General features: G+C 35.0%; 22 protein-coding genes. 10 read left to right on the forward strand and 12 right to left on the reverse strand.

The window, feature by feature from the left end; genetic code table 11:
• Position 1 precedes the first annotated feature (1 nt).
• Both H7254_RS10785 and asnB (H7254_RS10790) read right to left on the reverse strand, forming a co-directional pair.
• Entirely contained in the window at positions 2-1,171 is a 1,170-nt protein-coding gene (locus H7254_RS10785) for a glycosyltransferase family 4 protein (RefSeq protein ID WP_301932972.1), read from the reverse strand.
• Positions 1,172-3,013: an asparagine synthase (glutamine-hydrolyzing) gene (asnB, locus tag H7254_RS10790; protein WP_301932973.1), complete on the reverse strand. Its 1,842-nt coding sequence runs from the start codon at positions 3,011-3,013 to the stop codon at positions 1,172-1,174.
• Between the two features lie 204 nt (positions 3,014-3,217).
• On the opposite strand from asnB (H7254_RS10790), the gene H7254_RS10795 reads away from it, so the two are divergent.
• Positions 3,218-4,486 carry a hypothetical protein gene (locus H7254_RS10795; protein ID WP_301932974.1) on the forward strand — a complete coding sequence of 423 codons (1,269 nt, stop codon included), beginning with the start codon at positions 3,218-3,220 and terminating at the stop codon, positions 4,484-4,486.
• Positions 4,487-4,505: 19 nt separating this feature from the next.
• Here the strand turns inward: H7254_RS10795 and H7254_RS10800 are convergent, their stop codons facing one another.
• From H7254_RS10800 to H7254_RS10815, 4 genes are all read right to left on the reverse strand, one after another.
• Positions 4,506-5,753 (reverse strand): glycosyltransferase, encoded by a 1,248-nt coding sequence (locus H7254_RS10800; protein WP_301932975.1) that lies wholly within the window; start codon positions 5,751-5,753, stop codon positions 4,506-4,508.
• Between the two features lie 317 nt (positions 5,754-6,070).
• Positions 6,071-7,303: a glycosyltransferase gene (locus tag H7254_RS10805; protein ID WP_301932976.1), complete on the reverse strand. Its 1,233-nt coding sequence runs from the start codon at positions 7,301-7,303 to the stop codon at positions 6,071-6,073.
• Entirely contained in the window at positions 7,293-9,179 is a 1,887-nt protein-coding gene (asnB, locus tag H7254_RS10810) for an asparagine synthase (glutamine-hydrolyzing) (RefSeq protein ID WP_301932977.1), read from the reverse strand. Before asnB (H7254_RS10810) ends, H7254_RS10805 begins: the two co-directional genes overlap by 11 nt.
• 110 nt (positions 9,180-9,289) lie before the next feature.
• Entirely contained in the window at positions 9,290-10,249 is a 960-nt protein-coding gene (locus tag H7254_RS10815) for a polysaccharide biosynthesis C-terminal domain-containing protein (protein ID WP_301932978.1), read from the reverse strand.
• A 19-nt stretch (positions 10,250-10,268) separates the two neighbouring features.
• Here H7254_RS10815 and H7254_RS10820 point away from each other — a divergent pair, with 19 nt between their 5' ends.
• Both H7254_RS10820 and H7254_RS10825 read left to right on the forward strand, forming a co-directional pair.
• Entirely contained in the window at positions 10,269-10,436 is a 168-nt protein-coding gene (locus H7254_RS10820; protein WP_301932979.1) for a hypothetical protein, read from the forward strand.
• A gap of 69 nt (positions 10,437-10,505) precedes the next feature.
• Entirely contained in the window at positions 10,506-10,676 is a 171-nt protein-coding gene (locus H7254_RS10825) for a hypothetical protein (protein WP_301921715.1), read from the forward strand.
• A 693-nt stretch (positions 10,677-11,369) separates the two neighbouring features.
• Here the strand turns inward: H7254_RS10825 and H7254_RS10830 are convergent.
• From H7254_RS10830 to rfbB, 4 genes are all read right to left on the reverse strand, one after another.
• Positions 11,370-12,377, reverse strand: a complete 1,008-nt coding sequence (locus tag H7254_RS10830) for a glycosyltransferase (RefSeq protein WP_301932980.1) — start codon at positions 12,375-12,377, stop codon at positions 11,370-11,372.
• Complete coding sequence (locus H7254_RS10835; RefSeq protein ID WP_301932981.1) at positions 12,374-13,462, reverse strand: glycosyltransferase; 1,089 nt, start codon at positions 13,460-13,462, stop codon at positions 12,374-12,376. The genes H7254_RS10830 and H7254_RS10835 overlap by 4 nt, the downstream gene beginning before the upstream one ends.
• 84 nt (positions 13,463-13,546) lie before the next feature.
• Positions 13,547-14,407, reverse strand: coding sequence for a glucose-1-phosphate thymidylyltransferase RfbA (gene rfbA / locus H7254_RS10840; RefSeq protein WP_301932982.1), 861 nt, complete (start codon positions 14,405-14,407; stop codon positions 13,547-13,549).
• Positions 14,408-14,440: 33 nt separating this feature from the next.
• Positions 14,441-15,493 (reverse strand): dTDP-glucose 4,6-dehydratase, encoded by a 1,053-nt coding sequence (gene rfbB, locus H7254_RS10845; protein ID WP_301921711.1) that lies wholly within the window; start codon positions 15,491-15,493, stop codon positions 14,441-14,443.
• Between the two features lie 330 nt (positions 15,494-15,823).
• On the opposite strand from rfbB, the gene H7254_RS10850 reads away from it, so the two are divergent.
• From H7254_RS10850 to H7254_RS10875, 6 genes are all read left to right on the forward strand, one after another.
• Positions 15,824-16,741 (forward strand): class I SAM-dependent methyltransferase, encoded by a 918-nt coding sequence (locus H7254_RS10850; RefSeq protein WP_301932983.1) that lies wholly within the window; start codon positions 15,824-15,826, stop codon positions 16,739-16,741.
• 202 nt (positions 16,742-16,943) lie between these two features.
• Positions 16,944-18,278 carry a hypothetical protein gene (locus tag H7254_RS10855; protein WP_301932984.1) on the forward strand — a complete coding sequence of 445 codons (1,335 nt, stop codon included), beginning with the start codon at positions 16,944-16,946 and terminating at the stop codon, positions 18,276-18,278.
• Positions 18,279-18,321: 43 nt separating this feature from the next.
• Positions 18,322-19,485 carry a glycosyltransferase gene (locus H7254_RS10860; protein WP_301932985.1) on the forward strand — a complete coding sequence of 388 codons (1,164 nt, stop codon included), beginning with the start codon at positions 18,322-18,324 and terminating at the stop codon, positions 19,483-19,485.
• A 164-nt stretch (positions 19,486-19,649) separates the two neighbouring features.
• Positions 19,650-20,609: an NAD-dependent epimerase/dehydratase family protein gene (locus H7254_RS10865; RefSeq protein ID WP_301932986.1), complete on the forward strand. Its 960-nt coding sequence runs from the start codon at positions 19,650-19,652 to the stop codon at positions 20,607-20,609.
• Positions 20,606-21,730: a glycosyltransferase family 4 protein gene (locus H7254_RS10870; RefSeq protein WP_301932987.1), complete on the forward strand. Its 1,125-nt coding sequence runs from the start codon at positions 20,606-20,608 to the stop codon at positions 21,728-21,730. Before H7254_RS10865 ends, H7254_RS10870 begins: the two co-directional genes overlap by 4 nt.
• 221 nt (positions 21,731-21,951) lie before the next feature.
• Positions 21,952-22,800, forward strand: coding sequence for a bifunctional 2-polyprenyl-6-hydroxyphenol methylase/3-demethylubiquinol 3-O-methyltransferase UbiG (locus H7254_RS10875; RefSeq protein WP_301932988.1), 849 nt, complete (start codon positions 21,952-21,954; stop codon positions 22,798-22,800).
• A 39-nt stretch (positions 22,801-22,839) separates the two neighbouring features.
• Here the strand turns inward: H7254_RS10875 and asnB (H7254_RS10880) are convergent, their stop codons facing one another.
• Positions 22,840-24,714, reverse strand: coding sequence for an asparagine synthase (glutamine-hydrolyzing) (asnB, locus tag H7254_RS10880; RefSeq protein ID WP_301932989.1), 1,875 nt, complete (start codon positions 24,712-24,714; stop codon positions 22,840-22,842).
• Between the two features lie 168 nt (positions 24,715-24,882).
• On the opposite strand from asnB (H7254_RS10880), the gene H7254_RS10885 reads away from it, so the two are divergent.
• On the forward strand, positions 24,883-25,713 hold the full coding sequence (locus H7254_RS10885; protein WP_301932990.1) for a bifunctional 2-polyprenyl-6-hydroxyphenol methylase/3-demethylubiquinol 3-O-methyltransferase UbiG: 831 nt from the start codon (positions 24,883-24,885) through the stop codon (positions 25,711-25,713).
• Positions 25,714-25,725: 12 nt separating this feature from the next.
• Here H7254_RS10885 and H7254_RS10890 read toward each other — a convergent pair whose 3' ends face one another.
• Positions 25,726-26,961, reverse strand: a complete 1,236-nt coding sequence (locus H7254_RS10890; protein WP_301932991.1) for a glycosyltransferase — start codon at positions 26,959-26,961, stop codon at positions 25,726-25,728.
• Positions 26,962-26,995 lie beyond the last annotated feature (34 nt).

Genomic DNA, 26,995 nt, shown 5'->3' on the forward strand with positions numbered 1-26,995 from the left:
TTCAGATATTTCGATTGTAAATGCTTCTTAATTGTTGTGCCATTACATGCATATCCCAATATTGCTTTACATGTTGCTGCGCCCGCTGACCAAATGCTAATTTCAATGAGGGCTGTAAAATTAATTGTTCTGCTTTATTAATTAATGCTTCCTTATTTGCCTGAGGTACAATAAATCCTGATTTTTCATTTTCCAAAACTTCCGAAGCTCCTTCTACTTCAAAAGTGATCACCGGCACCTGTAATAAAGAGGCTTCAACAATTACTCTGGGCAATCCTTCTCTTAACGATGTAAAAATAAAAATATCACTTACAGATAGATATTTGGGGATATCTTTTTGATAACCTAAAAACAAAATACTGCGGTTATTGATACCAGCGGCATTTGCCAGTAATTTGCATTCTGCCAGCAACTCTCCTTCACCAATCAGCAAAAATTTTAAGGTAGGATACTTTTTTTGCAAAACGGCAAATGCTTCAATGGAGTAGCGCTGTGCCTTTGAATACGAAAACCTGCCCACAGTTATAAATACAATGTCATCTTTATCTATGCCTAAAGCTTTTCTGAATTGTAATTTTTCTTCATCTGTTTGTAAGGCCTGGCATAGATAATTTTTAATGTCAATTCCACTTCTTACTATTTCAAAAGGTATATTTTTTCCAATATTCTCCTTTTTATATTCAGTTACCGTGTCGTTCCCTACAGCCACTACCAGGTCTGCGCAATAAATGGTTAGCTTTTCAAGCAGTATATAAAATTTTCTTTTTAAACGGCTCATCGGGTCATTAAAAGTAACTCCATGCAAGCCATAAATTACATACGGGCAGCGGGCCAGCCATGCAGCCAGCTTTGTAATAAAACTGGCTTTGGTTTCATGTGTATGTACAATATCATACTTTTCCCTGCGGATAAGACGGTAATAAAACCACAATGCCTGCAAATCTTTTAAAGGGTGAATGGTATTGACCAGATAAGGGCAAATAATAATTTTTATTTCCGGGTGATTACAAAACAAATCATCTTTAAAATATGCGCCACAACTTAAATGAAATTCAAATTCATCTGAGAGGTTTGTAACAGTGTAGTAAATATTTTTTTCAACACCTCCACCCAATACTAACCTGGTTGTGGTGTGCAGTATTTTTTTCTTTTGTATGCCTGCTGATTTCATTTATTGTAAGTAAACTTTTTTATACCATATTTCCATACTCAGCAAAGTCCATAAAATTTTAGCCCTTTTTTCTGCAGATATTTTTATGGTATTGTTTAATAATCCGGCTAAAAATTTTTTCTGTAAAAACTGACCGCTGATAGCATTTGCTGAACCAACGTAATCAAAAACCACTTCCTTTAATTCCTGCTCTACCCATTTCTTCAATGGTATTTCAAAACCTCTTTTGGGTTGATTAATTAATTCGGCAGGCAGATATTTTTTTGCCAGTTGTCTTAATAAATATTTAGTGCTGCTACCATGTATTTTAAAACTGTCATGCATACCTGGTGCATATTCCATTAATTCCCTGCACAAAAAAGGACTGCGGCCTTCCAGCGAATTCGCCATATTGGCTATATCCATTTTTACCAGTAAATCGGTGAACAAAGTAGTGTTAAAATCTATGTTCATAATTTTTCGTAAACCACTAATGGGCGCATTTGCCACCAGGTTAAAATCTGTCCGTATTGGCTGCAGATAATCAACACCTAGCTGCAGTATATTGGATTCATAATCTTCCATAATGTCAACACCGGCAGATAAATAAATTTCGAGGCTGTTTTTTGAAGCCAGTGAAAGTAACCTGTAAAAATAATTGTATTTCGATTTTTTGTTGTTGCCGGGAGGAAGAAATTTTTTTGTCAGCGCCGCCGTATTTTTAATGATCCCATTACTTTTAAAAAAATCATATTTTGCAAAGGGAACATATCGCCTGTAACCACCAAACAATTCATCTGCTCCATCGCCATTTAAAATTACGGTGAGGTGTTTTTTTGCAGCCGCACTTACATAATAACTTGGTATGGCAGAACTGTCAAAAAATGGTTCGCCATAATTAGTGCATATTTTTTCAAGATCATTTTTAAGATGGTCAAAAGAAATTTTTATTTCTGTATGATTGGTCTGGTATTTTTCAGCCACCAGTTTTGCCAGCGGAGCTTCATCATATTCTCCATCAAACGATACAGTAAAAGTTTTTATCCTGCTGTTGTATTTACTGGCAATGGCGGTAGTTAAGCCGCTATCTATACCACCACTTAAAAAACTGCCCACTTCCAAATCAGAAGACTCAACCCTTTTTTTTACCGCAGCATTTAAATAGCCGTCCACTTTTTCGAGGCTTTCTTCAAAACTATCTGTATGAGTTTGTTTATAAAAATCGTTGATACTCCACCAGCATTGATTATTTACTGCCAGTGTTGTACAATCAATCAATAAAAAATGACCGGCCTTTAATTCACTTACATTTTTATAAGGTGTAAGTGCGCCATAAAAAGATCCCAACCGCAGGTAATGATAAAAATTATTTTGTTCCATCTGCAATGGCAGCAAGCCTTTCAGACAATTTAATTCGCTGGCAAAAATAAATTTTTGTCCATCGTTGTAGTAATACAAAGGTTTTTTTCCAGCACGGTCACGGGCAATAAATAATTTTTTTTCCTGTTGATCGTATATCGCAAATGCAAACATCCCTTCCAGGTGTTGCAAAAAATTTACCCCGTATTTTTGGTACAATAACAATAAGGTTTCTGTATCTGAAGCTGTTGTACCCTGCAGGTGAAGCAGGCTTCTTATTTCATTGTGGTTATAAATTTCTCCGTTGAAAATAATAGTATACCGTTCATTTAAATGCATGGGTTGTTTGCCTCCCTCTATGTCAAGAATGGCTAAACGCAGGTGGTACAAATCAACATTATCTACCATAAACCCAGCCTGTTCATCAGGGCCACGATGAAACATATTTTGATCAATATCCTTATATATTAATTTAAAATTTACTGCACCTGCAATACCACACATATAACACTATCTTTAGTATGAACAAAATAACTCTATATTATTGAATAGCAGATGATAATTTAAGATAAATTTGTTTACACACTTTCATTTACGCTTACTTATAAAAATATTTTCTTATAAAAAAGAATGGGTTTTATTGACTTCATATTATTTCCACTATACGTTTTTGCTTTTCATTTAATTTTTTCGGCCCGGCGAAAACGTATGAGTGATCCTGTTTTAAAAAAATACCACAAACATGGGTTTTGGATAAAAGTATTCAGCAGTATAGCGTTTACCATTTTTTTTGTTTACGTCACCCACGGTGACAGTACTTCATTGTATTTTCCTGAGGGCATACATTTGAAGGAATTGATATTAAAAGATCCCGTAAATAATGCACACCTGCTTTTTACATCCGGTACCACTTATGATGAAGATTTTTTAAAAGATCCTGCCAATAGCGGCTATTTTAAAATGGAAAGTAATTTTATGGTAACCAGGCTGGTAGTCTTTTTATCTTTTTTTACTTTTGGAAGATACCTGTTAATTAATCTTTGCTTTTCAATGATTGCTTACAGCGGGCTTTGGCGTTTATACAAATTTTTTTACGAGCATTATCCTTATTTAAATAAAAAATTGGCGATTGCCATTATATACTTACCCACCCTGATTTTTTGGAGTTCCGGTATTTTAAAAGATACTATCTGCATGGGTATGCTTGGATGGATGACCTATGCACTCTATTATATTTTCGAAAAGAAGCAATCTTTTTTCAAAAATACAATGATTGCTTTAGCTGCGGCTTCTATTCTGTATGTTATTAAAATTTATATCATTATTTCTTATCTACCCTTTTTTGCTTTATACCTAATATTAATTAACCTAAAACTTTTAAAAAATAAAATTGTAAAGATTTCGATTAGCATTACTATATTTTTACTGACTGTTACAGGTGTTTATGCCTTGGCCGATAGGTTTAAGGAAGAGCTGGGATTTTTTTCAATAGATAAAATAACAGCATCTGTTAAAACCCAACAAACCAACTTTATAAATATTTCTGATGGCGCAGAGTCTTCATTTTCGTTGGGCGTAGAATATGACGGATCTTTTACTAGTTTATTAAAAATGGCCCCTGCAGCAATTGGCGCTACTTTTTTCAGACCTTACCTTTGGGAATCAAAAAAAATCTCCACTCTTTTATCTTCTGTTGAAAGCATGGCTCTGATGCTGCTTACACTATATGTGTTTTTTAAAGCCGGCCCCGTTAAATTTATAAGTAACATTTTTTTAAACCCAATGATATTTTTTTGCTTATTCTATTCAGTAACATTCGGACTCTTTATTGGTGCTACCACACTTAATTTTGGAACCTTGGTAAGGTACAAAATACCCTGTTTGCCATTTTATATTATTGCACTGTTTTTAATACTGGATATAGTTGCTAAAAACAAAAGCGTGGTCAAAACAAAAGCGCAAAGCTTAAGCTTTTAACCGCAGGAAACACTGCCTGTTAATGTAATACATTTACATTATCACTCCGGCGTAATAATGATAAAGGGAACAGGCTGGCAGCCCGCACAGGGTGTAGAGAACAGGATATTGCCGGAATAAAAGGAGTAACAGCTTTTTCGGATATGCCATCGAAAAGAGTTAAAAAATTATTTTCATTTGATTGAAGGCTGTATTGAGTCATTATTTTTTGACGGCCAGCCTTACCCATTTTTTCTCTTTCTTTCCTATCTAACATTAATTTTTCAATTGCATGGTACCAGTCAGTATCGGTATCGGCAAAATAACCATTTATGCCTTCGTCAATAATTATTTTGTTTACACCCACCGCAGATGAAACTGCTGGTATGCCCAAGGCAAGATATTGAATAAGCTTAAAGCCACACTTTCCTTCACTCCATTCATCGTTGGTCAGCGGCATCAGACCTATCTGGCAGGATGCCAGTTCCGAAACTTCATTATCTTCACTCCATTCAACATAGTGCACGTTTTTAAGTTTCAGAGATGGCTTTTTATTGCAAATAATTTTGATGTTGAACTCATATTTTTCCTGTAACATTTGCAAAGCCTTTTCAACCAATGCCAGATATTTCAGGGTAGAAAAGCTTCCCGTCCACGCAATGGTTACCTTTTCAACATCATGCCTTGCTAAAACATTGTAGCGTTTTACTGTATCCACACAGGTGGGATTATAGACTATATTTTTATTGTATTGACTGGCGTAGTCGCATAAAAACCTGTTGCCGCCACTAACCTTATATGCCCATTTACAAATACTGTTAACCTTCTTTGCATACTTTAATTTTGCTGCCAGGCTATTTTGCTCCGATACAGATTTGATCCAAATGGCATCATCAAAATCGTAGATCACTTTTTTATTAAATACCCGCACAAACAGCCATTCAAAAATGGGCGGACCAATCGGCGCAACCTCCCTTTGCAATAAAATAAAATCATATTTATGCAGCTGAAACAGTAAAAAAATTCTTCCGGCAAACCCCTTTAACAAGGCTAATAATTTTTCGAAAAAAAATCCATACTGATGTATTACAGCATAGCCCTCCTTATCTAAAAATGGTTTTGTGGTTATTCTATATCCATTTTCAGCAAGTAAATCCTGGTACAATTCAAAACGAAACCGCTGACAGGGAGAAACCTTTTCGGGAAACTGCACTACCAATAAAATTTCAAATTTTTTATTTTTCATCACGATACGCTCAATCAATTTTAACAAAATTGTACTGCTCATTTATTATAGAAATCTGCAGAATTTTATACTGCAATTAAACACTGAATTTACCTGATGGTTTTATATATCCAGTAAACGATAAATACAATGGGGCATTATTGCAGAAACCAGTATTCACATAACGTTTTAATACCCGTTTTATTATTTAATATTTGGAGTAAAGAAGAATATTCAAAATATGAGTAGGATTAATAAGCATAGGATGCCCATTAATATTTTAATTATAATTTTTAGAATCGAATTACAAGGAGCCTGGTAATAAAAAGGGAAGTACGCAACTATTTTAGTCAGGGTAATGATTTAACAATGCCAAGTCGCTATTTTAATATTTTATCATACACTTTCCGGTAGCGTTCAACAGCAGTTTCCAGTGAATAAAAGTCTTTAGCACCATGGCGTATGGCCATTTTATCGAAGGGATTACCTGCAATGATCTTATCAATTACGCTGGCAAAAGTCGGATCCGTAAAATCGGATACAACATATCCCGCATTGTATTTTTCAACAATTTCAGCCACGTCGCCAATACCGCTGTTGGTTATTACCGGTATGCCCATGGCCATTATTTCTGCATGCTTTGTAGGCGAAGACGCTATTTTAGAATAGCATTGCTTAATAAAAAAAAGTGCATAATTACTGAACGATAATAATAACGGGACCTCATGTCTTTTTCCTTGTTTTATTATTAGTTTTTCTGCATTCAGCCCATATTTGGCAGCAGCAACAATTATATCATTGCTATTTGGCGAAATAAAAAGAAATTTTGCATGAGGTATTCTGTCGCCCACATTTTTACAAAAACGCATCATTTCATCCGTTAAATACCAGCCCCCGATTGAACCCAGGTAACTTATTATAAAATCCCCTTCCTTAATATTCAGTTCGTTTCTAAATTTGGCTTTCAGCGATTGATCAATATTTTTTTCATCAAATAAATCCAAATCAACACTACAGGGAATCACCTCAAGAGGGATAGGTTGTCCGGGGATATTTTTGCGGTTGTGTATTTCATCACGGCCTTTATACGTCAGGCAAATTGCATAATCTTCATTAATAAGGCAATTGTATTCATGCCGTTTAAAAAAATGGTATAACCAGTTAAAAACCGGATTTTTTAAATTCCACATGCCGCCATCTACTCTCTCATCGGCCCAAAAACCCCTTATATCGTTTAAAAATTTTAAACCATATTTTTTTTTCAAATACAGAGCTACAAGGGTAGGCAATCCCGGCCGGGAATGTACCATATCAAAATGATTTGTAGCCTGTAAGTTTTTTGCTGCCTTTTTTAAAGCATAACAATCATACACGGAAGAAAGTACCGGTGGATTTTTATGGTAAGGTACCGATACCCAATTAATGGGGAATGGTGCAATCAGTTTTTCAACATACGCTTTACCGGCAGGATATTTTTCTGGTTTATCGCAGCTTAATATGGTAAAGCTGTAACCTGCTTTTGTAAGGTTCGATAAGTAGGGTATAACCTGGCTTTGACCAAGCGGATCGGTCATACCATCGTATGATATAAAAAGAATTTTTTTATCCGCCATTCGAAATATTATTTTCTTCCAGCCACCAATGCAATACGATGATAAGCCAAAGTTTATTAAATAAATAATCTGTTCCTTTTAAATATTTTTGCCTCAGGTTATTTACAATATTGAAATTTACAATATTGTATTTATTAATAACCTGCTCAGAAGTATATAAATCTAACAGATATTTTAAATCGGTTTTAAGCCACCTGGAAAGTGGTATGCTAAATCCCCGTTTAGGTCTGGCAAAAATTTCTTTGGGTACATAATCATATAATACCTGCTTCAACAGGTATTTCATATCCCCATGTTTAATTTTTAATTTCTCATCCAGGTTACAGGCAAATTCTACCAGCCTGTAATCCAACAACGGTACCCTGGTTTCTAAACTGTATTGCATACTTGCACGGTCAACCTTTGTAAGTAAATCATCTTGTAAATAATATTTTAAATCCCATAATGATTGGCGTTCTGTTTCGCTTAAAATTCTTCCCGTAGCAGGTAAGGTGTTAATTTCAGCAAAATTAAATTTATCAGTAACCAGCAATTGTAGCAGTTCCTTTTCGCTGAAATTATATTGCTCCTGAGAAAAAATATGGCTGATAATATTTTTTTTATCTTGGTAGCCGAACATATTTCCAATGCGCTGGTATTTGCTACCCAGTAACCTGGAAGCAGAAAATAATGGGTCTTTTATTAATTGCCAGTAAGGAGAAGACAGTCGCTTTGCCCATTGATACATTCCATATCCATAAAACAATTCGTCGCCACCATCTCCGCTAAGTGCCACCGTTACGTGCTGTTTTGCCAAACGGCTAACCATCATTGCAGGGAATGCGGAAGAATCAGCAAAGGGCTCATCATAGGTAGAAATAAATGTATGCACCAGTTGTAAAACTTCTTTTTCATTTACTTTAAATTCATGATGTTCTGTTTGTAAATGAGTTGCCACTTGCAGCGCATATTTAGATTCATTGTACTTTTTATCCTCTATGGCAATGCTAAAGGTTTTTATTTTATTGGCTCCCGAGAGTTCTGCAGCAATTGCCGTAACGAGGCTGCTATCTACACCGCCGCTTAAAAATGTTCCTATTGGCACATCGCTGATCAATTGCTTTTGCACAGCATCAAACAGTAACGCTTTCAATTCTTTTTTTGCAATTACTTCATTGCTTACCGCTACTTCCCGTATAACATTTTCAATTTTCCAGAAGGGCACACATTCGCCATTGCCGTTGAGAGACAAAACCTTTGCAACAGAAATTTGCGTATAGTAAGCCGATGGAAATTTAGTGGTTTTATCATAGATGGTTAATGGTGCGGGGATAAATCCAAAGTGCAAAAAATAGGGAATGGCATGCCTGTTGACTGACAACCCGTTGCCCATCATGGATTTGATGACTTTTAGTTCGGAGGCAAAAATAATTGTTCCTTCATCCTGGTATAAAAATAACGGTTTAATACCGAGGTGATCACGACAAAGAGTTAATACCTGCTGCTGCAAATCATAAATGGCAAATGCAAACATGCCATTCATAACAGCAAAACAGGAGGAGCCTTTTTCAATAAATAATTTCAGTATAACTTCCGTATCTGACGTTGTTTTTAGTGATGCCCCTTTATCAGCAAGTTGGTTTTTTAGCTCCCTGAAATTATATACCTCCCCGTTAAATACAATACAATATCTTCCATCGGCAGAAAACATGGGTTGATTGGCAGCCGTTGATAAATCTAAAATGGACAAGCGCCTATGAGCAAGCCCGACAGCTTTGTTTTCAGAAAAATAAAAACCTCCTGCATCCGGACCACGATGTTGCATCAGTAATGCAGCCTGTCGTAATTTTTGTTCTGTAATAAGATTGGTAGAAATATACCCGGCAATACCGCACATGCAATTACATTTGAGTAATAACGAAAATAGTACTTTATTATTGGTTAGGTTTCAAGTGTTGCAAAGCGTTGTTATTTAAAAATAAAAAAATTTCTTGCTATATGATTTATTCACAAATCATTTTTAAAAAAAAGCTTCCAGTATGGGCGTGTTACCCAAACAGTACAACACAACATCAGCAGGTAACAGCAACATACAGCAATGGCCGCGCCGGCATCCCCTAAACGTGGAATAAAAAAACTATTGCAGCCGAGACTTATTGTAATGGATAAAACAGATAAAAATAATATTTGTCGCTTTTGTTTATTGTACAATAAAAAGCAGTAAAAAAAATACGTAATCGTCCAGAAAAAATACCCAAGTACTATAAAATATATATATTTTAAGGCAGTGTAATATTTTACATTAATAAAAAAAGTATAAAATAATTGGGTAAACAGCAACACCGCAATGGCTCCAATAGCCATTACAATTGCATATAAATAAAAATGTTTACGGATGGACGCGTAATCAACATTTGATGCAGACAGTAAACTGAAGATTTTGGGAAATATATACTGTAATAGACCTGTTCCTAAAATTAAAATGATGGAAGAAAAAGTGCATGCAATTCCATAGATACCGACTACTTCATGATTACCGGCTAAAAAAAATTTATCGGAAGACGACATTACAAAAATACTTAACTGCAACATAATGATGGGTAAGGCATAAATTAATTCGCTTTTCAAAAATTCTATTTTTATTTTTCCTCCCAGATATCCCTTTTTAAAGAAATATATAAATGCAAATATTGTCACTGTAAAATAGGCTGTTGAAATACCAATCACTCTACCCTGCCAGTGATATTTAAAAAATAGGATTAGTAATACAGCCATTCCCAATTCGATGATTGTTTTACCGATACCAAACGTTAAAAAATAAAATGGTTCATTGTTATTTCTTATAAGGCCAAGTAATTGCTCGTTACAAAAAATGAGCAATACTAAAATAGGACTGATCCAGGTGAAGCCAGATGGGAAACCGAACTTTCGATACAACAAATCGCGGTACAAAAAAAGTACCGCCATTGAGATAATTGTAAAGAGAATGGGAAGTACAAACGAAGTGGTAAAAAAATCTCTGAAGGTATTTTTATCTAATTTAAAAAAATCTGTACTGGTAGATTGTACCAGGCCAATTGAAATAAAAGGAACTAAAAAAACGAGTGAGCTGTTGAATAAACTCAATACTCCATTGTCAGCAGGTGTTAAATAAGCGGGGTTGGTAAAAAGAGGAATTAATAAAAAGGAAAGCCCTTTTGTAAAAAAATTAGTAAACGTATAAATGCCAATTAATTTTACTACAGATTTTTTTCTGAGCGTTGAAAAGCCTGTTGATAAAGCGTTTAATATTGTTGTATTGGTTCGCAGTTTTATGGCTTATATATTTTTAGTAATGTATGAAGATTTTGGTGCAAGGCAGTTTAAATTTTTATTGATAAATACAAGATTGTAGCCAATGATTGTCATTTAAAATCGTATTTATAAATTGTATTCATCGTAGCTTTAAAACAGCCCTTATCCATGAAATGGTGCGTTTTATAAAAGTTACCTATTTTTAGCAGCCACAGTTCCTGCCCTTATTCAAATATATTTTTTTAAGCTGTTGTTACATTTATTTTAAGGATATTGATACTACTGATTGAAAATTGATTAATGATATTGTTGACAGCAAATGACTGAACTACTCTTAACCGTTTTTGTTTCAATTAGCCTGAAACTCCAAGTTACTATATCGGTTCCGTTATTGGTAAGGTTGTACGCCTTTGGCCACAGCCCTTTTTTTAATGTAGTTACTATTGATTGACGTACCCTATTTTATCAGCAATTTAAATTTTTCATCTTCAGGTTCTATGGTAATTATATTTATCTATAGAAATTTATGCGGAAACCGGCCACTGATTTAACCTGTATTGGCCACTATCGATTATTGTTTTCACTTGTCCTTAAATGGATATTCATATTCTTCTCCAATAGATACCAGTTTAACTGCAACGATATCAGAAAAGCATTGTTGCTAAGTGTAATGCTATACCCTGCAAAAGAACGCAATAAAATTAAAGAACTATACAGCACTTTGCTTTGCCGAAACATTAACCATGCTTTTATGAAATTTGCTTTGAAGAAATATTTTATATTATCAGCGATCCTAAACTTCATAAGTCCTTTTTATTTTTGATAATTGCTTAACACCTAAAAAAGTAGTTATTATAAGCCGGTATAATTCTTTCTTTAATTTTTTTTGTTTTAAAAGAAAGATACGCATAGCAATAAATTTTTTTACGGCTGCCAGTTTATGGCCCTCATATTGCAAGCGCATTAAACCATGCTCGTCATCCATTTCGGTGTATCTTTTTATGATTGTGGCATCCTTTAAATAGTTTGTAATAAGATGGCAGGTAAGCTGATTAGTATATTGATTACGGTTTAAGGATGTTAGCAAAGCCTTGCTGGTAAAAGCACATGCACTACTATTAGCCGAATGGATACGGTATTTAAATAGTGGCTTATTTACAAATCCTGCGGTTAGTTTACTATTGGATGCAACTATAAAAGGCCCAAGCGTCATATCAAGATACGCCCAATGAGAATGTTGATATTTAGCAGCTATTTTTTCAAACTCATTTATCCGCAAATATTTTTTGCGGATGCAGTATGCTGAACCAAACCAATACCCTTCTCTGAACAGGATGGAATGTTTAAATTGATCGCTCCATTCTGCACCAGAAAAGTTTCCGGTAATTCTTTCTACGTTAAGATTGGTTTCATCCTTTACTCCTGTTAATTGCAAATTTTCGTTTACCCTACAATGATTGTGAGAAGCGATACACATTGTATCATCTGATAAAAATAGTTTCTCCATTTCTTCCAGCTTTTGCGGCATCCACACATCATCTCCGTCTAAAAAAGCAATGATATCGCCGGTTGCTGCTTTAACGCCACATAATGTATTTTTTAAAGCACCTACATTATAAGGTTGTCTGATATATTTAATGGATGATGCATACCTGTTGATAATGGAAACTGAATTATCTGTACTGCAATCATCTACTATTATTATTTCATCAGCACACCTGGTTTGATTCAATACTGACTGAATGGATTGCTCCAGATATTTTTCTAAATTATACACGATAATAATTGCAGAGATTGTCATTGAAGAACGTTTATAAAACTGCCAATTATATTTTTAGCACTGTATTGACAGCTCTCAGCAACCAACACAGCCGGGCTTATGGGGGCATTGATGGCTGTTACAATAATTTTAGCTAAAGCGTCCGGGTCACCCACTTTACAAAGGAAACCAAATTGCCCGCTTTTTAATATTTCGGCTGGCCCTGTGGGGCAATCAGTACTAACGGTTGTTTTACCCAATGCCATTGCTTCTACAATTACATTTCCAAACCCTTCATTAACAGAAGAAAGTACAAAAAGATCGCAATTATTAATCCATCGATATGGATTTTTATCAAATCCGATTAAAAAAATATTTTGTTCCAGTTGCATTTTTCTAATCACATTTTTAAGCAGTTTTTCTTCAGGTCCTACACCTAAAATAATCAAAATATACCCTTCTGCATTGGGTAATGCCTTAAACGCTTTTATCAACGTTAGTTGGTCTTTTTGCTTTACCAGTCTACCAATATTCAATAATATTTTCTTACCTCCTGTTTCAAATGGAAATGAAATTTTTTCTGTTGCTTTTATAAAAATATTATCATCAAAAACCGGGTTATGAATTACGAGCGCCTGTGGTAATTTTTTTGTTGTTTTTTGTTGAAGCCATTTTAAACCATCCTCACTTGCTGTTATGATTTTATCTGCCCGGTGTGTAAAAAAACGGTGAATTACTGTAAGTAAAAATCTTTCTTTTAAAAACCGGACAGACGTGGAAGAAGGGTTAGAGTACTGTTGATTTAAAATAATTAATGGGGTTAAATGAAACCTTTTTTTTACTATTATTAATGATACATTGATGTAATCGCTGGTAGTAAAAATATGAGAGTAAAGATTTTTTTTTAAAAATGGAGGAAGTTTTTTTAAATATCCTGAAAAGGAATTTGTACCTAACTCATGAACGGGGATGCCAGGATTCAATATGTCGAAGTATACCCCTGTTTTTTTACCAAGTAACAACTCTGTTTCAATTCCGTTAGCAAAAAAACCATTGGCTATATTCACAAAAACCCTTTCAGCTCCTCCACCACCAAGGTTAGGTAAAACGAAAAGAATTTTTTTCAATTTAATTTAAATTTACCTTACGTGTTGGTGGTGATTTGATATTAAAAAAAATTACAGATAAAAAACCGGCTTGTACCCTGTTCCTTACCGTACAAGTTGTTGTAAATACTCACCATAGCCACTCTTTTTTAATTTAAGGGCTTCATTCATTAGTTGCTCTTTATTAATAAATCCCATGCGCCACGCAATTTCCTCAGGGCAGCCAATTTTTAAACCCTGCCTCTTTTCAATTACCCTCACATATTCACTGGCATCATTCAGCGATTCAAATGTTCCGGTATCCAGCCAGGCAAATCCCCTGTCTAACACACCAACTTTTAATTTTTTATTTTTAAGGTAAATCCTGTTTACATCTGTAATTTCATATTCGCCCCTCGGGCTTGCAGGAATATTTTTGGCAATATTTACTACTTCATTATCATAAAAATATAAACCCGGAACCGCAAAATTACTTTTTGGATGCATTGGTTTTTCTTCAATACTTACAGCATTTAATGCATCATCAAATTCAACAACACCATATCTTTCGGGATCGCTGACCGGGTAAGCAAATATAACGGCGCCATCGGGATTAGCCGAATTCTGGAGTAATTTACTAAAGCCGCTTCCATAAAAAATATTATCTCCCAAAACCAATGCAACACTATCAGTACCAATAAATTTTTCGCCTATAACAAAAGCCTGGGCAAGGCCATTGGGTACTTCCTGTTTTGCATACGAAATTTCGCAACCCCACTGATTGCCATCACCCAGCAGGCGCATAAACTGGGCCTGGTCGTCGGGGGTAGTAATGATCAGTATTTCCCTGATGCCTGCCAGCATTAAAGTACTCAGCGGATAATATATCATTGGTTTATCATAAACAGGCATTAACTGTTTACTAATACCCATGGTAATGGGGTACAACCTGGTACCGCTGCCACCTGCTAAAATAATTCCTTTCATATTGCCCTGTTTCCTAAAAGAGAAACTGCTTTTTTATCGTTTATCATATTGTTGCTGGTAATAATTTTGATAATTTCCACTCGTAACGTCATTAAGCCATTCCGTATTGCTCAGGTACCAGTCTATTGTCTTTGATATGCCTTCTTCAAATTGAAGAGAAGGCAACCAACCCAATTCATTTTTAAGTTTGGTAGCATCAATGGCATAACGCAAATCGTGGCCAGCCCTGTCTGTAACATAAGTAATCAGCTTTTCAGAAGCGCCTTTTTCACGGCCCAGTTTTGTATCCATTTGCTTGCACAATTCCTTTACCAGGTCTATATTGGTCCATTCATTATGCCCGCCAATATTATAGGTTTCACCCATTTTACCTTTGTGGAAAATAACATCAATTGCTCTTACATGATCTTCTACATACAACCAATCCCGTATGTTTTCGCCCTTGCCGTAAATGGGTAAAGGTTTATTATTGATGATATTGTGAATGCAAAGAGGAATTAATTTTTCGGGAAAATGAAAAGGTCCGTAATTGTTGCTGCAGTTAGAAATTTTAACGGGCATGTGGTAAGTATGATAAAAGGCCCGTACCAAATGATCGGAAGCCGCTTTGGATGCGGAATATGGGCTACGGGGGTCATAAGCGGTTTCTTCTGTAAAAAAGCCTTCTGCACCCAATGAGCCATATACTTCGTCGGTAGAAATATGGTAGAAGATTTTATCGTCGAAATTATCTTTCCAGCATTCTTTGGCGGTTTGCAAAAGGCAACCGGTACCCACCACGTTGGTGGTAACAAAAGCAAGCGGATCGGTAATGGACCTGTCTACATGACTTTCGGCAGCACAATGTAACACTGCAGTAAAAGAATACTTATCAAATAAGGTGCGTAAAAAAGGCAGATCGGTTATATCGCCTTTTACAAATTCATAGTTGGGCTGTGCCTCAATGTCTTTTAAATTTTCAAGGTTACCGGCATAAGTAAGTTTATCAAGATTTACAATTTTGTATTGCGGGTATTTGGTAACAAACAACCTTGTTAAATGAGAACCAATAAAGCCGGCGCCGCCGGTAACTAAAATAGTGTGCATGTGTTAGTTATTAAAATTCTGTAAAAGTAGAAATAAATTTTTAAGTAAAGGTCAGTTTGGGATATTACAAAATGGTTACGTCATCTATTAATTTTATGTATCACAATCATTATTGATAATCCTCAGGGCCTTGCTATAAAATCATGGATGTTCTATAACTAAATATTCAGTAAAAACTTACACTCTCTTTCATTAATAAACAGAACTTATATTTCTATTTTATTACTACAATTTAATCAATCAGGTTTACTGCTACATTTTTTTGCAAAAGCATTTGGTTTAGTTTCCTCTATTTTTGCACGCATAATTAGAATATCTGAATAAGTTAATATGGTAGCCAATTTTAATACCCAACCCATTAAAGCAATACAAGGAAAGGAAAAACCGGTATATATTTTTGAGGAAGAAAAAAGTGCTAATATCGATGAAGCAGTAGTAAGTTCTTTTGGTGAAGAATGGCTAAAATTCAGCAACTTTAATGAAAAAGATATTAACCAGTTTGGCGACGAATATTTTGATATTACCGATGCTTCCATTTTAAATAAAAATACATATGCACTGGATATGGGTTGCGGTAGTGGAAGATTTTCCAGGTACCTGTCTTCCAAAGTAGGTTTTATAGAAGTAATGGATCCCAGCGAAGCCATTTGGGCAGCAGAAAAATTATTATGTGGTATTAACAATGTAAGGATGATCAATGCTTCTGCAGATTCTATTCCTTTTAATGATAATACTTTTGATCTTGTATTATCCATTGGTGTTTTACATCATATTCCGGATACACAGATGGCTATGCAAAATTGCGTTAGTAAAGTAAAACCCGGAGGATATTTTTTTGTTTATCTCTATTACAATCTTGATAACAGGGGCTTTGTATTCCGGTTTATTTTTAAAATAGTGAATTGGATAAGAAAAATCATTTCTTCCATGCCTTCCGTTCTGAAAAAATTAATGTGCGATCTGCTGGCGGTGATGATTTATGTACCTATAATCTTTACCGGTAAGGTTTTACATTTTGTTGGATTACAGGGTTTGGCAAAAAAAATCCCTTTATCCTATTATCAGGATAAGTCTTTTTTTATTATAAGGAATGATGCATTAGACAGGTTTGGAACCAGGCTGGAACACCGATTTTCAAAAGCAGAGATACAGCTTATGATGGAAACATGTGGCTTGATCAATATCTGTTTTTCTGACAATAAGCCTTACTGGCATGCAATTGGAAAAAAGGATACGGCAAAGATATAAAATTACCATGATCTTTCAGGAATCTGCTTTCACCTTTGATTTGATTAAGAAAACTAAATTGTTAACTGCCAGGCATTGTTTTTTACTTATTGAATTTCATCGCAAAACGTTGTCAGTTTTTGTCAATATCTTTATCAGGTACAAATAAATGGATTACCCATCAAAGTGCTGTTACTTATTGCAGCCCCATCAAATACCTTAAATGCTCACTTATTACGATGCAATACTGGCACCGCTCTATTTTATCTTAATACTTTTGCTATTAATATTGTGGAAACGAAAATATTATAACCATTCACCTGTAGCAAAGTATATAATTCCCTGTTTCGTTTTAAAAAGTATTTGTTGTGTTTTTCTTGCTTGCATCTACCATTTTTACTACGGATATAGCGATAGCGAGACTTATTTTAACGGATCGCAGGAAATATGGAGGGCCGCAAAAGAGAATCCGTTGTATGGATTTGAACTAGTATTTAAACCAGTAGAAAACTGTTCTTTTGGAGCCCAAAAATATGCGGTGCAATTAATTAATCCAATTCAAAATGTACCTACGCTGTTTATATTCAGAATGGCAGGTTTTATTGGTATGTTTTGTTTTGGAACTTATTTACCCATCGCCCTGTTTTTTTCTTTACTGGCTTTTATGGGTACGTGGAAGATTTTTTTAATTTTCTATGAACAAAACCCTGGGTATCATAAATCAATTGCCCTTGGTTGTTTATTTGCACCATCGGCACTTTTGTGGGGCACCAATATTTTAAAAGATCCCATTTGTATGTATGGTCTGGGGCTTTGCGTAACAGGCCTGTTTGCTATTAGTAAAAAAAGACTAAAACTGGTGAACCTGGTTGAACTTTTTATTGGATCATTAGTATTATTACTTGTTAAAAATTATATCTTTTACATCTTCCTTGTTGCTGTGTTGATTACTTTTTTTTGTATGTACAAAAGCCAATATCCGGTTATAAGGATTGTTTTTCGCTTTTTTATTTTTCTGGGATTGTTTACAGGCATTCTTTTAGCATATAGAAACATGCAGTTTTTAGGAACCCTGTTATATACAAACTTTACTGGCTTTGCCATTGGCATACAAAATGCTCAATCTGCCCAGGCCGAGGATGGGGCGTCCGGCTATACTATACCTGGTGTTACTGATTTTTCGGCCTGGGGTATTTTAAGAACTTACCTGCTATCTCTAAATGTTGCTTTGTTCAGGCCATACTTCTGGGAGGTTCGTAATCCATTGATGCTGTTAAATGCAATGGAATCTTTCACAGTAATGCTATTAACAATATATTTATTAATTAAAACTAAATTTAAAGGGTTCTTTAAGTTTGCTTCAAAAAATTCTGTTTTATTTTTTTCCCTGGTTTTCAGTTTATTGCTTGCACCTTTGGCAGGTTTTGTTTCGTTTAACTTTGGTACTTTGGTAAGATATAAATTTCCTGCAGTTCCATTTTTTTACACTTATTTATTGTTACTGTTTGCAATGGTGCGAAAAAAAAATACAGCCAGTAAAGCATCCATCACCGCATAGCAAAAGCAGTAACAGGCCACTTTTTATCCCAATCATGCTGTACATGAAAAAAAAAAAGATCTCCATATTAATCGTTTCCCTCTACAGTGGAGGTGCAGAAAGGGTCGTATCCATTTTATTGAATTATTTTAAAGACACTTTCGATATTCAGCTTGTTCTGTTGCAACCTGTTATTGAATACGAAATTCCCAGTGATCAGCAAATTACCGTATTAGATAAAAATCCTTCCAATAATCCGCTCTTAAACGTTTTAAGAATTCCACTATTGGCTTTTCGTTATTACCGCTTTTTAAAAAAAAATAATATTAATACAAGTTTGTCTTTTCTTAACCGCCCTAATTTTATTTCAGGATTTTTAAAAGTATTTGGCTGGAAGGGTAAGATAATTTTGAGCGAAAGAACTTTAACTTCTGAATATTATACTGTTAAAACCATCGGAGACAAAATGGGGCGTTTGCTGGTAAAAAAATTATATCCCTATGCCGACCTGATAGTATGCAATTCTAAAAATATTGAGGCAGATCTTAGAACTACATTTAAGGTGCAAACGAATTATCGTATCATTTACAATCCAATTGAGCTAAAGGTAATAAAAGAAAAAATTAAACAGTTTGCACCACCAGCAAGCATTACAAGTAAGCCATTTACTTTTATAAGTATTGGCCGGCTCAATTATATTAAAAACCACTTAATGCTGATAAAGGCGGCCTCTCTTTTAAAGGATATTAATTGCCGGGTGCAAATTATTGGTAAGGGAGAATTAAAGGAAACCCTGGACAATTATATTGTGGCTGCCGGTATGCAGGAACACGTTATAATAATTGATCACACCTCTAACCCATTCAGTTATTTAACCATGGCTGATTGTTTTGTACTTACGTCTAATTTTGAGGGCTTCCCCAATGTGGTTCTGGAAGCCCTTGCATGCAGCTTACCAGTTATTTCAACCGATTGTAAAGGGGGGATAAGGGAACTTCTGACACCTTCAATTGCAATAGATACACCTGCTACAACTGATATTTTCTACGGCGAATACGGTATGCTTGTACCAGTAGGAAATGCGGAGGTGCTTGCCCAGGCTATGAGAAAAATATATTTTGATACTGCGTTGCATCAAACCTACAAATTAAAGAACTTTAACCGGGCGAAAAATTTTGATGTCTCTGCCATAATGATGTGTTTTAACGATCTATTGAATCAATATTAAATTATAAACCGCCGCCAATAAATCTGTCATCAATTTTACCAAAATTTGATTTACAGTTACATATTGAATATTCAATATGTACGGCCTTTTGTTACAAATGACTCAGATTAAATCTTTTAAATAGCTAATTTGCTTACTTTTGATTTTTGAGATAGTCATTGTTTATGGAAGAAAACAGAAAAGAGATATTGGTAACCGGCGGTGCAGGCTTTATTGGAAGTCATTTAATAGAGGAATTACTGGAAAATAATTACAAAGTAACCATAGTAGATAATTTTGATCCTTTTTATTCAAAAGATATTAAGCTCAAAAATATTTCAGGTGTAATAAATAGTCCTTATTTGAAGTTAATTGATCTGGACATATTAGATTTGGAAGCATTATTCACACAATTGACGGGGAGCTACGAGGTTATTGTTCACCTGGCAGCCAAAGCGGGCGTTCGTCCATCTATTGAAGACCCGATAGCTTACCAGGATGTAAATGTAAAAGGCACTCAGAATATGCTGGAATTTGCAAGGCATAAAAATATCAAACAGTTTGTGTTTGCTTCTTCCAGCAGCGTGTATGGAACTAACATAAATTTTCCATGGAAGGAAAGCGATGTTTCCCTAAAACCAATCAGTCCATACGCCAGCACAAAAATTTCCGGTGAGCTTTTAGGGCATGTTTACAGTCATTTATTTGGTATACGATTTATTGCCTTGCGGTTTTTTACTGTATTTGGACCGAGGCAAAGACCAGATTTAGCTATTCACCTGTTTAGCAAAAAAATTTTAAACAACGAAGCGATAAATTTTTTTGGCAACGGCAGTACCAGGCGGGATTATACCTATGTCGCGGATACCATTCACGGTATCGTAAACGCAATACAGTACACCCGCACTCCTTACGAGGTTTTTAACCTGGGAAACCACCAAACGGTATCCTTATCTGAAATGATACAAACCCTTGAATCCGTATTTAATAAAAAAGCTATTATCAAATATTTGCCTGAGCAAATGGGAGATGTGCCTATTACATTTGCAGATATTTTTAAGGCAGAGCAATTATTAAACTATATGCCAAGAACCGGGTTTAGACAAGGAGTCATAAATTTTAAAAATTGGCTCGACACTCAATGAAAAATATAGCGCTTGTATCCAACACTTCCTGGTATGTTTACAATTTTCGTAAAGGACTGCTTAAGAAATTAACGGAGCGCTACAACGTTTTTGCAATTGCACCAAGAGACAAATTTGTACCAGAAATTGAGGCGCTGGGCTGTATATTTATAGAATTGAAACATATCAATAATCAGGGTAAAAACCCTTTTCAGGATATTTTACTTACAATAGAGTTGCGTAAAATTTTTATATCCAATCACATCCAATGTTGTCTTTTTTTTACACCCAAGATTAATATTTATGGAAGTATAGCTATTAAATTTACCAGTATTAAAGCCATTGCAACCATTAATGGATTGGGATTTGTATTTAATGATGCGCAGCCCGGATGGCTGCAATTCACTGTAAGAAAATTATACCGGATTGCTTTCAAAAAATTAGATGCAGTTTTTTTTCAAAACGAGGAGGATAAAGCTTTTTTTAAAAAAGAAAATATTATAAACGGAAGTCAAAATATCTGCGTAGTACGTGGATCAGGAGTAAATGTGGCTGAGTTCAATAATAAAACCCTATTTAGCAATTCTGATAAACTTATTTTTCTTTTGTCGGCCCGCCTTTTGAAAGAAAAAGGTTTGTACGAATATTTTGACGCTGCCCGGGATGTTAAAAAAAAATATGGTTCTGTTACTTTTGCCTTGCTTGGCCCTCCAGCCAATAACCCTTCAGCGGTATCTTTAAACATCATCAACGACTTTCATAACCAGGGCATCATTGACTATTGGGGCGTATCAGATAATATGAGCAATACATTGAATAAGGTAGATGTAATGGTATTGCCATCTTACTACCGTGAAGGTGTTCCCAGGGTGCTGATAGAGGGATTGTCGAAAGGTTTGCCCATCATTACTACCAATAATGTTGGCTGCAGGGAAACGGTAGATGATCTGCAAAACGGCTACCTGGTGCCGATAAAGGATACAGAATCTTTAAAAGCAGCCATTGAAAGGATGATCAGTATATCTGCTGAAGAGAGACTGGCCATGGGTAAGCACAGCAGACAAAAAGCCATTGCTGAATTTGATGAATCTCTTAACCATCAACAATATCTTGAAGCAATAAGGAAATTATTCATAATATAGGTATTATTTTAATCAAGTGTGGTAAAATCAATTTTTTTACATTTTAGTTAGTCATAAATTTATTGCTTCGTATTACCCACAGTTGCTGTTTGTACTATATAGAAATTGATTCACAGACTTAAATATTATTAGTTCTATAAATTACGCACCCAGGTATTGTTAATTTGCCTCTTAAGTTTATTAAACTATCTTAGCCAAAGAAAAATTAATCTGAAAGAATTATGGATGGTAATGATTTTTTATTTAAAAATGAAGTTGAAGCAGGCATTAGATTTAAATTCGGGGAAAACTGGATTGAGTTTTTAAAAATACTGAATGATACCAGAATTAAAGAGTCTGAAACTACTTTATGCCAGATGCTGGATGTTAGCTCGTTGAAGGATAAATATTTTCTTGATATAGGTTCTGGAAGCGGATTACATTCACTTGCAGCGAGAAACCTGGGTGCTAATGTTCTTTCCTTTGATTATGATACCGATTCTGTAAACTGCACAATTTATCTAAAAAACAAATATTACCCCAATGACGACGCATCTTGGATTGTTAAACAGGCCTCTGTATTAGAAAAAAAATTCATGGATACTTTACCGCAATTTGATTACGTATATTCTTGGGGAGTTTTACACCATACCGGTAATATGTATACTTCTATTAGTTATTCAATGGAAAAAGTGAAACCCAATGGTTTTTTTTACATTGCTCTGTATAGAAAAACAATTTTTGATAATTTTTGGAAATGGTTTAAAAAATATTATACACGATCTGGTAAAAGAACGCAGCATTTTTTTCAAAATATCTGGGCCATAAAAATACGATTGGCTTTTTTTGTAAAAAGAAAAGACTTTAATAAAATGATTAAGGAGTACCATACAGAAAGGGGTATGAATTTTTTTAACGATATCCATGACTGGCTGGGAGGTTACCCATATGAAGCAATTACTCCTGCAGAATGCAGATTATTTTTCGAAAAAAATAATTTTAAACTTATAAAACAAAATATAGTTAAAGAGGGAGTATCAAAATCTTTTTCAAGCGGGTGTGATGAGTACTTGTTTCAAAAAATCACTTAATTTCTAGCTTGCAGGCGGCAAATCAGCTTCCCCTTCTCCTTATTCCATCCATTGGTTCCACCACATCTGAAACATTAATAACAACCACAGTTGGGAAGTATCGGATTCACTGCTGGTGAGGTAATTATCCCGCAAGCTAATCACTGCGTCTTCATTTAGCAGGTTGTGCTTTTGAAGATTTTTTCTGCTTATAATATCCATCACCAGGGGCTTTAATTCTCCCCTCAACCATTTATTTATTGGAATACCAAAGCCCATTTTTGGCCTGTCCATTATTTTTTCCGGCAGATAACGGTGGGTTAACTTTTTTAATACATATTTTTTATTGCCCTTGTTATACTTTAAAGAAGAAGGCAACTGTGCGGCCCACTCAACAATTCGCTGATCTAAAAATGGTTCCCTTCCTTCCAGTCCTGCACTCATAGTGGCACGATCTACTTTAGTTAAAATATCATCGGCTAAATACGTTTTATAATCGGCTGCCAGTACCGTATTAATAAAGTCGCTTTTTAAAGGTATATTATCCAAATCAATGAGACTTGCCTTAAATTTTTCAGTTGTATTCAACAATGCGTTTACTTGTTTGCGGGTAAAATGCCGGCTGAGGTTATCGCTAATTTCCACTTCCGTTTCAGTAGATAAAATTTCACCTAGTTTGGCATATCGTGGATTATTTACGGGTAATTGCTGTAATATTTTTGACGATGGCCTGGCTAAAAAAGATGGAATATATTGCTTGATTTTTTTGATTTTAACCAGTTGATCATATCGTCCGTAACCTGCAAAGATTTCATCCCCGGCATCAGCAGATAAGGCAACTGTAACCTGCTGCCTTGCAAACCTGCTCACAAGTATGGTTGGAATGGCAGAACTGTCACCAAAAGGCTCATCATAAAAATAAGGCAATGTTGGAATTATTTCCAGCGCTTCTTTTGTAGAGCAATAATATTCATGGTGATCTGTACCCAGGTAATGGGCTACTGCTTTCGCATGTTCCGCTTCGTTGTACTTATCTTCGTTAAACCCTATCGTAAAGGTTTTTATTTTGTTCATACTGTTTTTTTGCAGTATTGCACTAACCAACGAACTGTCATAACCTCCACTTAAAAAAACACCCACAGGCACATCACTTACCATCCGGTATTCAAAAGCAGAGGTCAATAATTTTTCAAGATGATCTGTTGCTTCTTCTTCACCAATATCAATAACCGGCTTATTGTAATAATCCAGCACATTCCAATATTGATGCAACTGCAACTGCTGGTTACTGATATCCAGTATGGCATAATGGCCCGGAGATAATTTATGGGTATTTTTAAAGATACTGTAGGGCTCTTTTATATAACCGTAACTCAAAAAAAGGGATACGGCTTTTGGTTCAATCTCCTTTTTAAACACCTTGTATTGATGAAAAGCTTTTAGCTCCGATGCAAATAACAAACATCCGTTCGCAAAATAATAATAGAGTGGTTTAACACCAGCCCTATCCCTGCATAAAAATATTTTTTGTAGCCGCATGTCGTATATAACAAACGCAAACATCCCTATAAATTGTTGTACGCATTCAATACCATATTGCAGATATGATTTAACGATGACTTCTGTATCGGAATTGGAAATAAACCGGTGGCCTTTGCCTTCAAGCTGGCACCTTAATTCTTTAAAATTGTATATTTCGCCGTTTAAAATAATAACCACCTTTTTATCATCACTGTACATAGGCTGATGACCCAAACTGGACAGATCAAGAATGGATAACCTTCTATGCCCTAATCCAATATGGGCATCCGGCGTTTGAAAAACAACGGTTTCACCGTCATCAGGCCCCCGGTGCCGTAATAACTCGTTGGCCTTTTCAATATCTTCCTTCTGTAACCGTTTATTAAAATCGCAAAACCCATTTATTCCACACATATTATCCTGACTAATTTATGTAAGTACCAAAATTAATATTTAATAACTGATATAAAGCTTTCGTCTTCTGTAAGCATTCATTTCGCTGGAAACAGGAATAATCACTGCTATTGTGAAAACCAGTAATTTTGCCACTTTGCAATATAATTGAGTATAATCATACACCAAATGGAAAAGCAACATACAGAACAGGTAAAGAGCGGCGAAAGATTTGAATTTGGCGCTAACTGGGCATCCTTTATTGATTCAATAGATGACGACAGAATTATTAAAGCAATTGTATCACTTAATGAAATGCTGGGAGGCAAAGATTATACGGGCTTAACTTTTTTAGATGCAGGAAGCGGTAGTGGGTTATTTAGTTTGGCAGCCCGGAAGCTTGGATTTAAAGTATACTCCTTCGATTTTGATAAAAAGTCTGTGGCGTGCACCAGTAAACTAAAAGAACTGTATTTTAAAGATGATCCGGATTGGGTAATTGAAGAAGGTTCTGTTTTAAATACCGGCTATTTAAATACTTTGGGGCAATTTGATGTTGTTTATTCATGGGGGGTGTTGCACCATACCGGACAAATGTGGAATGCGTTTTCAAATGTGGATTTACTGGTTAAACCAACCGGAAAGTTATTTATAGCTATTTATAATGATCAACATTTGGAATCAAAAGTATGGTTGAGGGTTAAGCAAACTTACAATGCAAATAGTGCAGGCAAACTTTTGGTAACTACATTTTTTGTATGTCTTTATTCTGTTGGCTATTTTTTTCTTGATCTTTTTTTAGTTAGAAATCCAATCAAACGATATGTAACATATAAGCAGACAAGGGGAATGGCCATGTACACAGATTGGATTGATTGGATTGGTGGACTGCCATTTGAAGTAGCCTCTGTTGAAGCAATTTTTAATTTTTATAAAAAAAGAAATTATGTCCTTGTTAACCTGGTTACCACCAATCGGCATGGCTGTAATCAATTTGTGTTTATTAAGGGAAATGGTTAGAATGAAGGCGCACTAATTTTTACCCGAACTCAAAATATCCATCCATTTTTTGCATACTACATCGATGGTATATTGTTTGACTCTTTTGTAAGATTGTTTACCAAGTTGCTCCAGTTTATTTTTATTATGAAGCAATTCCACAATAGTGTCGGCCCACAATTCGTGATTTTCATTCACGGTTTCATCCATTAAATCATATCTATGATCAAATAAAGGAAGTAAAAACCCGTAAATTTCGTTCGTGTTTTCATCAAGTAATATCTCTTTTGGACCTGTTGGACAATCTGAACTGATTACCGGTAAACCACAAGCCATGGCTTCCATCAGTGCATTGGGAAAGCCTTCGAAAAGCGATGGAAATACAAACAGTATTGCTTTAGATAGAAACTGGAATGGGTTGGTTTGACGCCCTGTAATCAGTATATCTGCCTTTAATAATTGCTCCTCAGTATAATGTTTGTCAGCATAAACAATTTCACAATCGTTCCTTTGCAAATAGGAAATACAAAATTCATATATCTCTTTATTTTGCGATCGGGCCGTGTCTATTCCACCAATCAGTATTAATTTAGCAGAGGGTATTCTTTGTTTCACAATTATAAAAAATTTCACTAATTCAACATGGCATTTTTGCGCATCAAATCTTCCCACATGGGCAATCACTTTATCATTGAAAAAAGCATTTAAATTATTTGTAAGTGGAAGGCTTGCCTTGTAGTTGATTTCTTCAAAATCATATCCATTTGTTACGAACAATTTATTTTCTATGTTGAATAATTTCTTTAGTTCTCCGTTTATTTCATTGCTAACGGGAACAATCATATCTGCCTTTTTTAAACAAAATTTATAAAGTCTGTCATATATTTTTTCCCCGGCAGTTTTGGCCATCAGCGAATTTTTAAAGGAATGCCTCAACGAAGCAATTTTTAGTTCGTTTGTACCCGTAAAACAATTTGCAACAATGGCATTGTCCCCAAACGAAATAGACACATTGGGATTAAAATGCTGTTTTATCTTTTTCAAACGTTTTACTTTTTCCAGGAGCCCCAGCAATCTTGCAACCAGGCCGTTTTTAGGTGCTAAAATAATTCTTTTTATATCACATTTATAATTGTACTCGGTTGGTGACGGGGATTCAAAACATACTGCCAGCACCTGGTGATACTGCATCAGATAATTACACAAAATCATACCCGCTTTTTCCTGGCCTCCGTTGGCAAAAGACGGTACGATAAATAATATTTTCATTTTAAAAAATTGGGTACCTAATTTTTGATAATTA

Source organism: Ferruginibacter sp. (assembly GCF_014377975.1).
In the GTDB taxonomy this organism is placed as follows: domain Bacteria; phylum Bacteroidota; class Bacteroidia; order Chitinophagales; family Chitinophagaceae; genus Ferruginibacter.

Excerpts from the sequence above, each read along its gene's own strand:
- H7254_RS10855 (WP_301932984.1), top strand. The coding sequence starts at position 16,944 with ATGCTCACTTATTACGATGCAATACTGGCACCGCTCTATTTTATCTTA.
- H7254_RS10805 (WP_301932976.1), bottom strand. The coding sequence starts at position 7,303 with ATGGCGGATAAAAAAATTCTTTTTATATCATACGATGGTATGACCGAT.
- asnB (WP_301932973.1), bottom strand. The coding sequence starts at position 3,013 with ATGTGTGGTATTGCAGGTGCAGTAAATTTTAAATTAATATATAAGGAT.
- H7254_RS10890 (WP_301932991.1), bottom strand. The coding sequence starts at position 26,961 with ATGAAAATATTATTTATCGTACCGTCTTTTGCCAACGGAGGCCAGGAA.
- H7254_RS10870 (WP_301932987.1), top strand. The coding sequence starts at position 20,606 with ATGAAAAATATAGCGCTTGTATCCAACACTTCCTGGTATGTTTACAAT.
- asnB (WP_301932977.1), bottom strand. The coding sequence starts at position 9,179 with ATGTGCGGTATTGCCGGGTATATTTCTACCAATCTTATTACAGAACAA.
- H7254_RS10860 (WP_301932985.1), top strand. The coding sequence starts at position 18,322 with ATGAAAAAAAAAAAGATCTCCATATTAATCGTTTCCCTCTACAGTGGA.
- H7254_RS10830 (WP_301932980.1), bottom strand. The coding sequence starts at position 12,377 with ATGACAATCTCTGCAATTATTATCGTGTATAATTTAGAAAAATATCTG.
- H7254_RS10800 (WP_301932975.1), bottom strand. The coding sequence starts at position 5,753 with ATGAGCAGTACAATTTTGTTAAAATTGATTGAGCGTATCGTGATGAAA.
- H7254_RS10875 (WP_301932988.1), top strand. The coding sequence starts at position 21,952 with ATGGATGGTAATGATTTTTTATTTAAAAATGAAGTTGAAGCAGGCATT.
- H7254_RS10825 (WP_301921715.1), top strand. The coding sequence starts at position 10,506 with ATGCCAATTAATTTTACTACAGATTTTTTTCTGAGCGTTGAAAAGCCT.
- rfbB (WP_301921711.1), bottom strand. The coding sequence starts at position 15,493 with ATGCACACTATTTTAGTTACCGGCGGCGCCGGCTTTATTGGTTCTCAT.
- rfbA (WP_301932982.1), bottom strand. The coding sequence starts at position 14,407 with ATGAAAGGAATTATTTTAGCAGGTGGCAGCGGTACCAGGTTGTACCCC.
- H7254_RS10785 (WP_301932972.1), bottom strand. The coding sequence starts at position 1,171 with ATGAAATCAGCAGGCATACAAAAGAAAAAAATACTGCACACCACAACC.
- H7254_RS10865 (WP_301932986.1), top strand. The coding sequence starts at position 19,650 with ATGGAAGAAAACAGAAAAGAGATATTGGTAACCGGCGGTGCAGGCTTT.
- H7254_RS10885 (WP_301932990.1), top strand. The coding sequence starts at position 24,883 with ATGGAAAAGCAACATACAGAACAGGTAAAGAGCGGCGAAAGATTTGAA.
- H7254_RS10795 (WP_301932974.1), top strand. The coding sequence starts at position 3,218 with ATGAGTGATCCTGTTTTAAAAAAATACCACAAACATGGGTTTTGGATA.
- H7254_RS10850 (WP_301932983.1), top strand. The coding sequence starts at position 15,824 with ATGGTAGCCAATTTTAATACCCAACCCATTAAAGCAATACAAGGAAAG.
- H7254_RS10820 (WP_301932979.1), top strand. The coding sequence starts at position 10,269 with ATGGGAAGTACAAACGAAGTGGTAAAAAAATCTCTGAAGGTATTTTTA.
- asnB (WP_301932989.1), bottom strand. The coding sequence starts at position 24,714 with ATGTGTGGAATAAATGGGTTTTGCGATTTTAATAAACGGTTACAGAAG.
- H7254_RS10815 (WP_301932978.1), bottom strand. The coding sequence starts at position 10,249 with ATGGCGGTACTTTTTTTGTACCGCGATTTGTTGTATCGAAAGTTCGGT.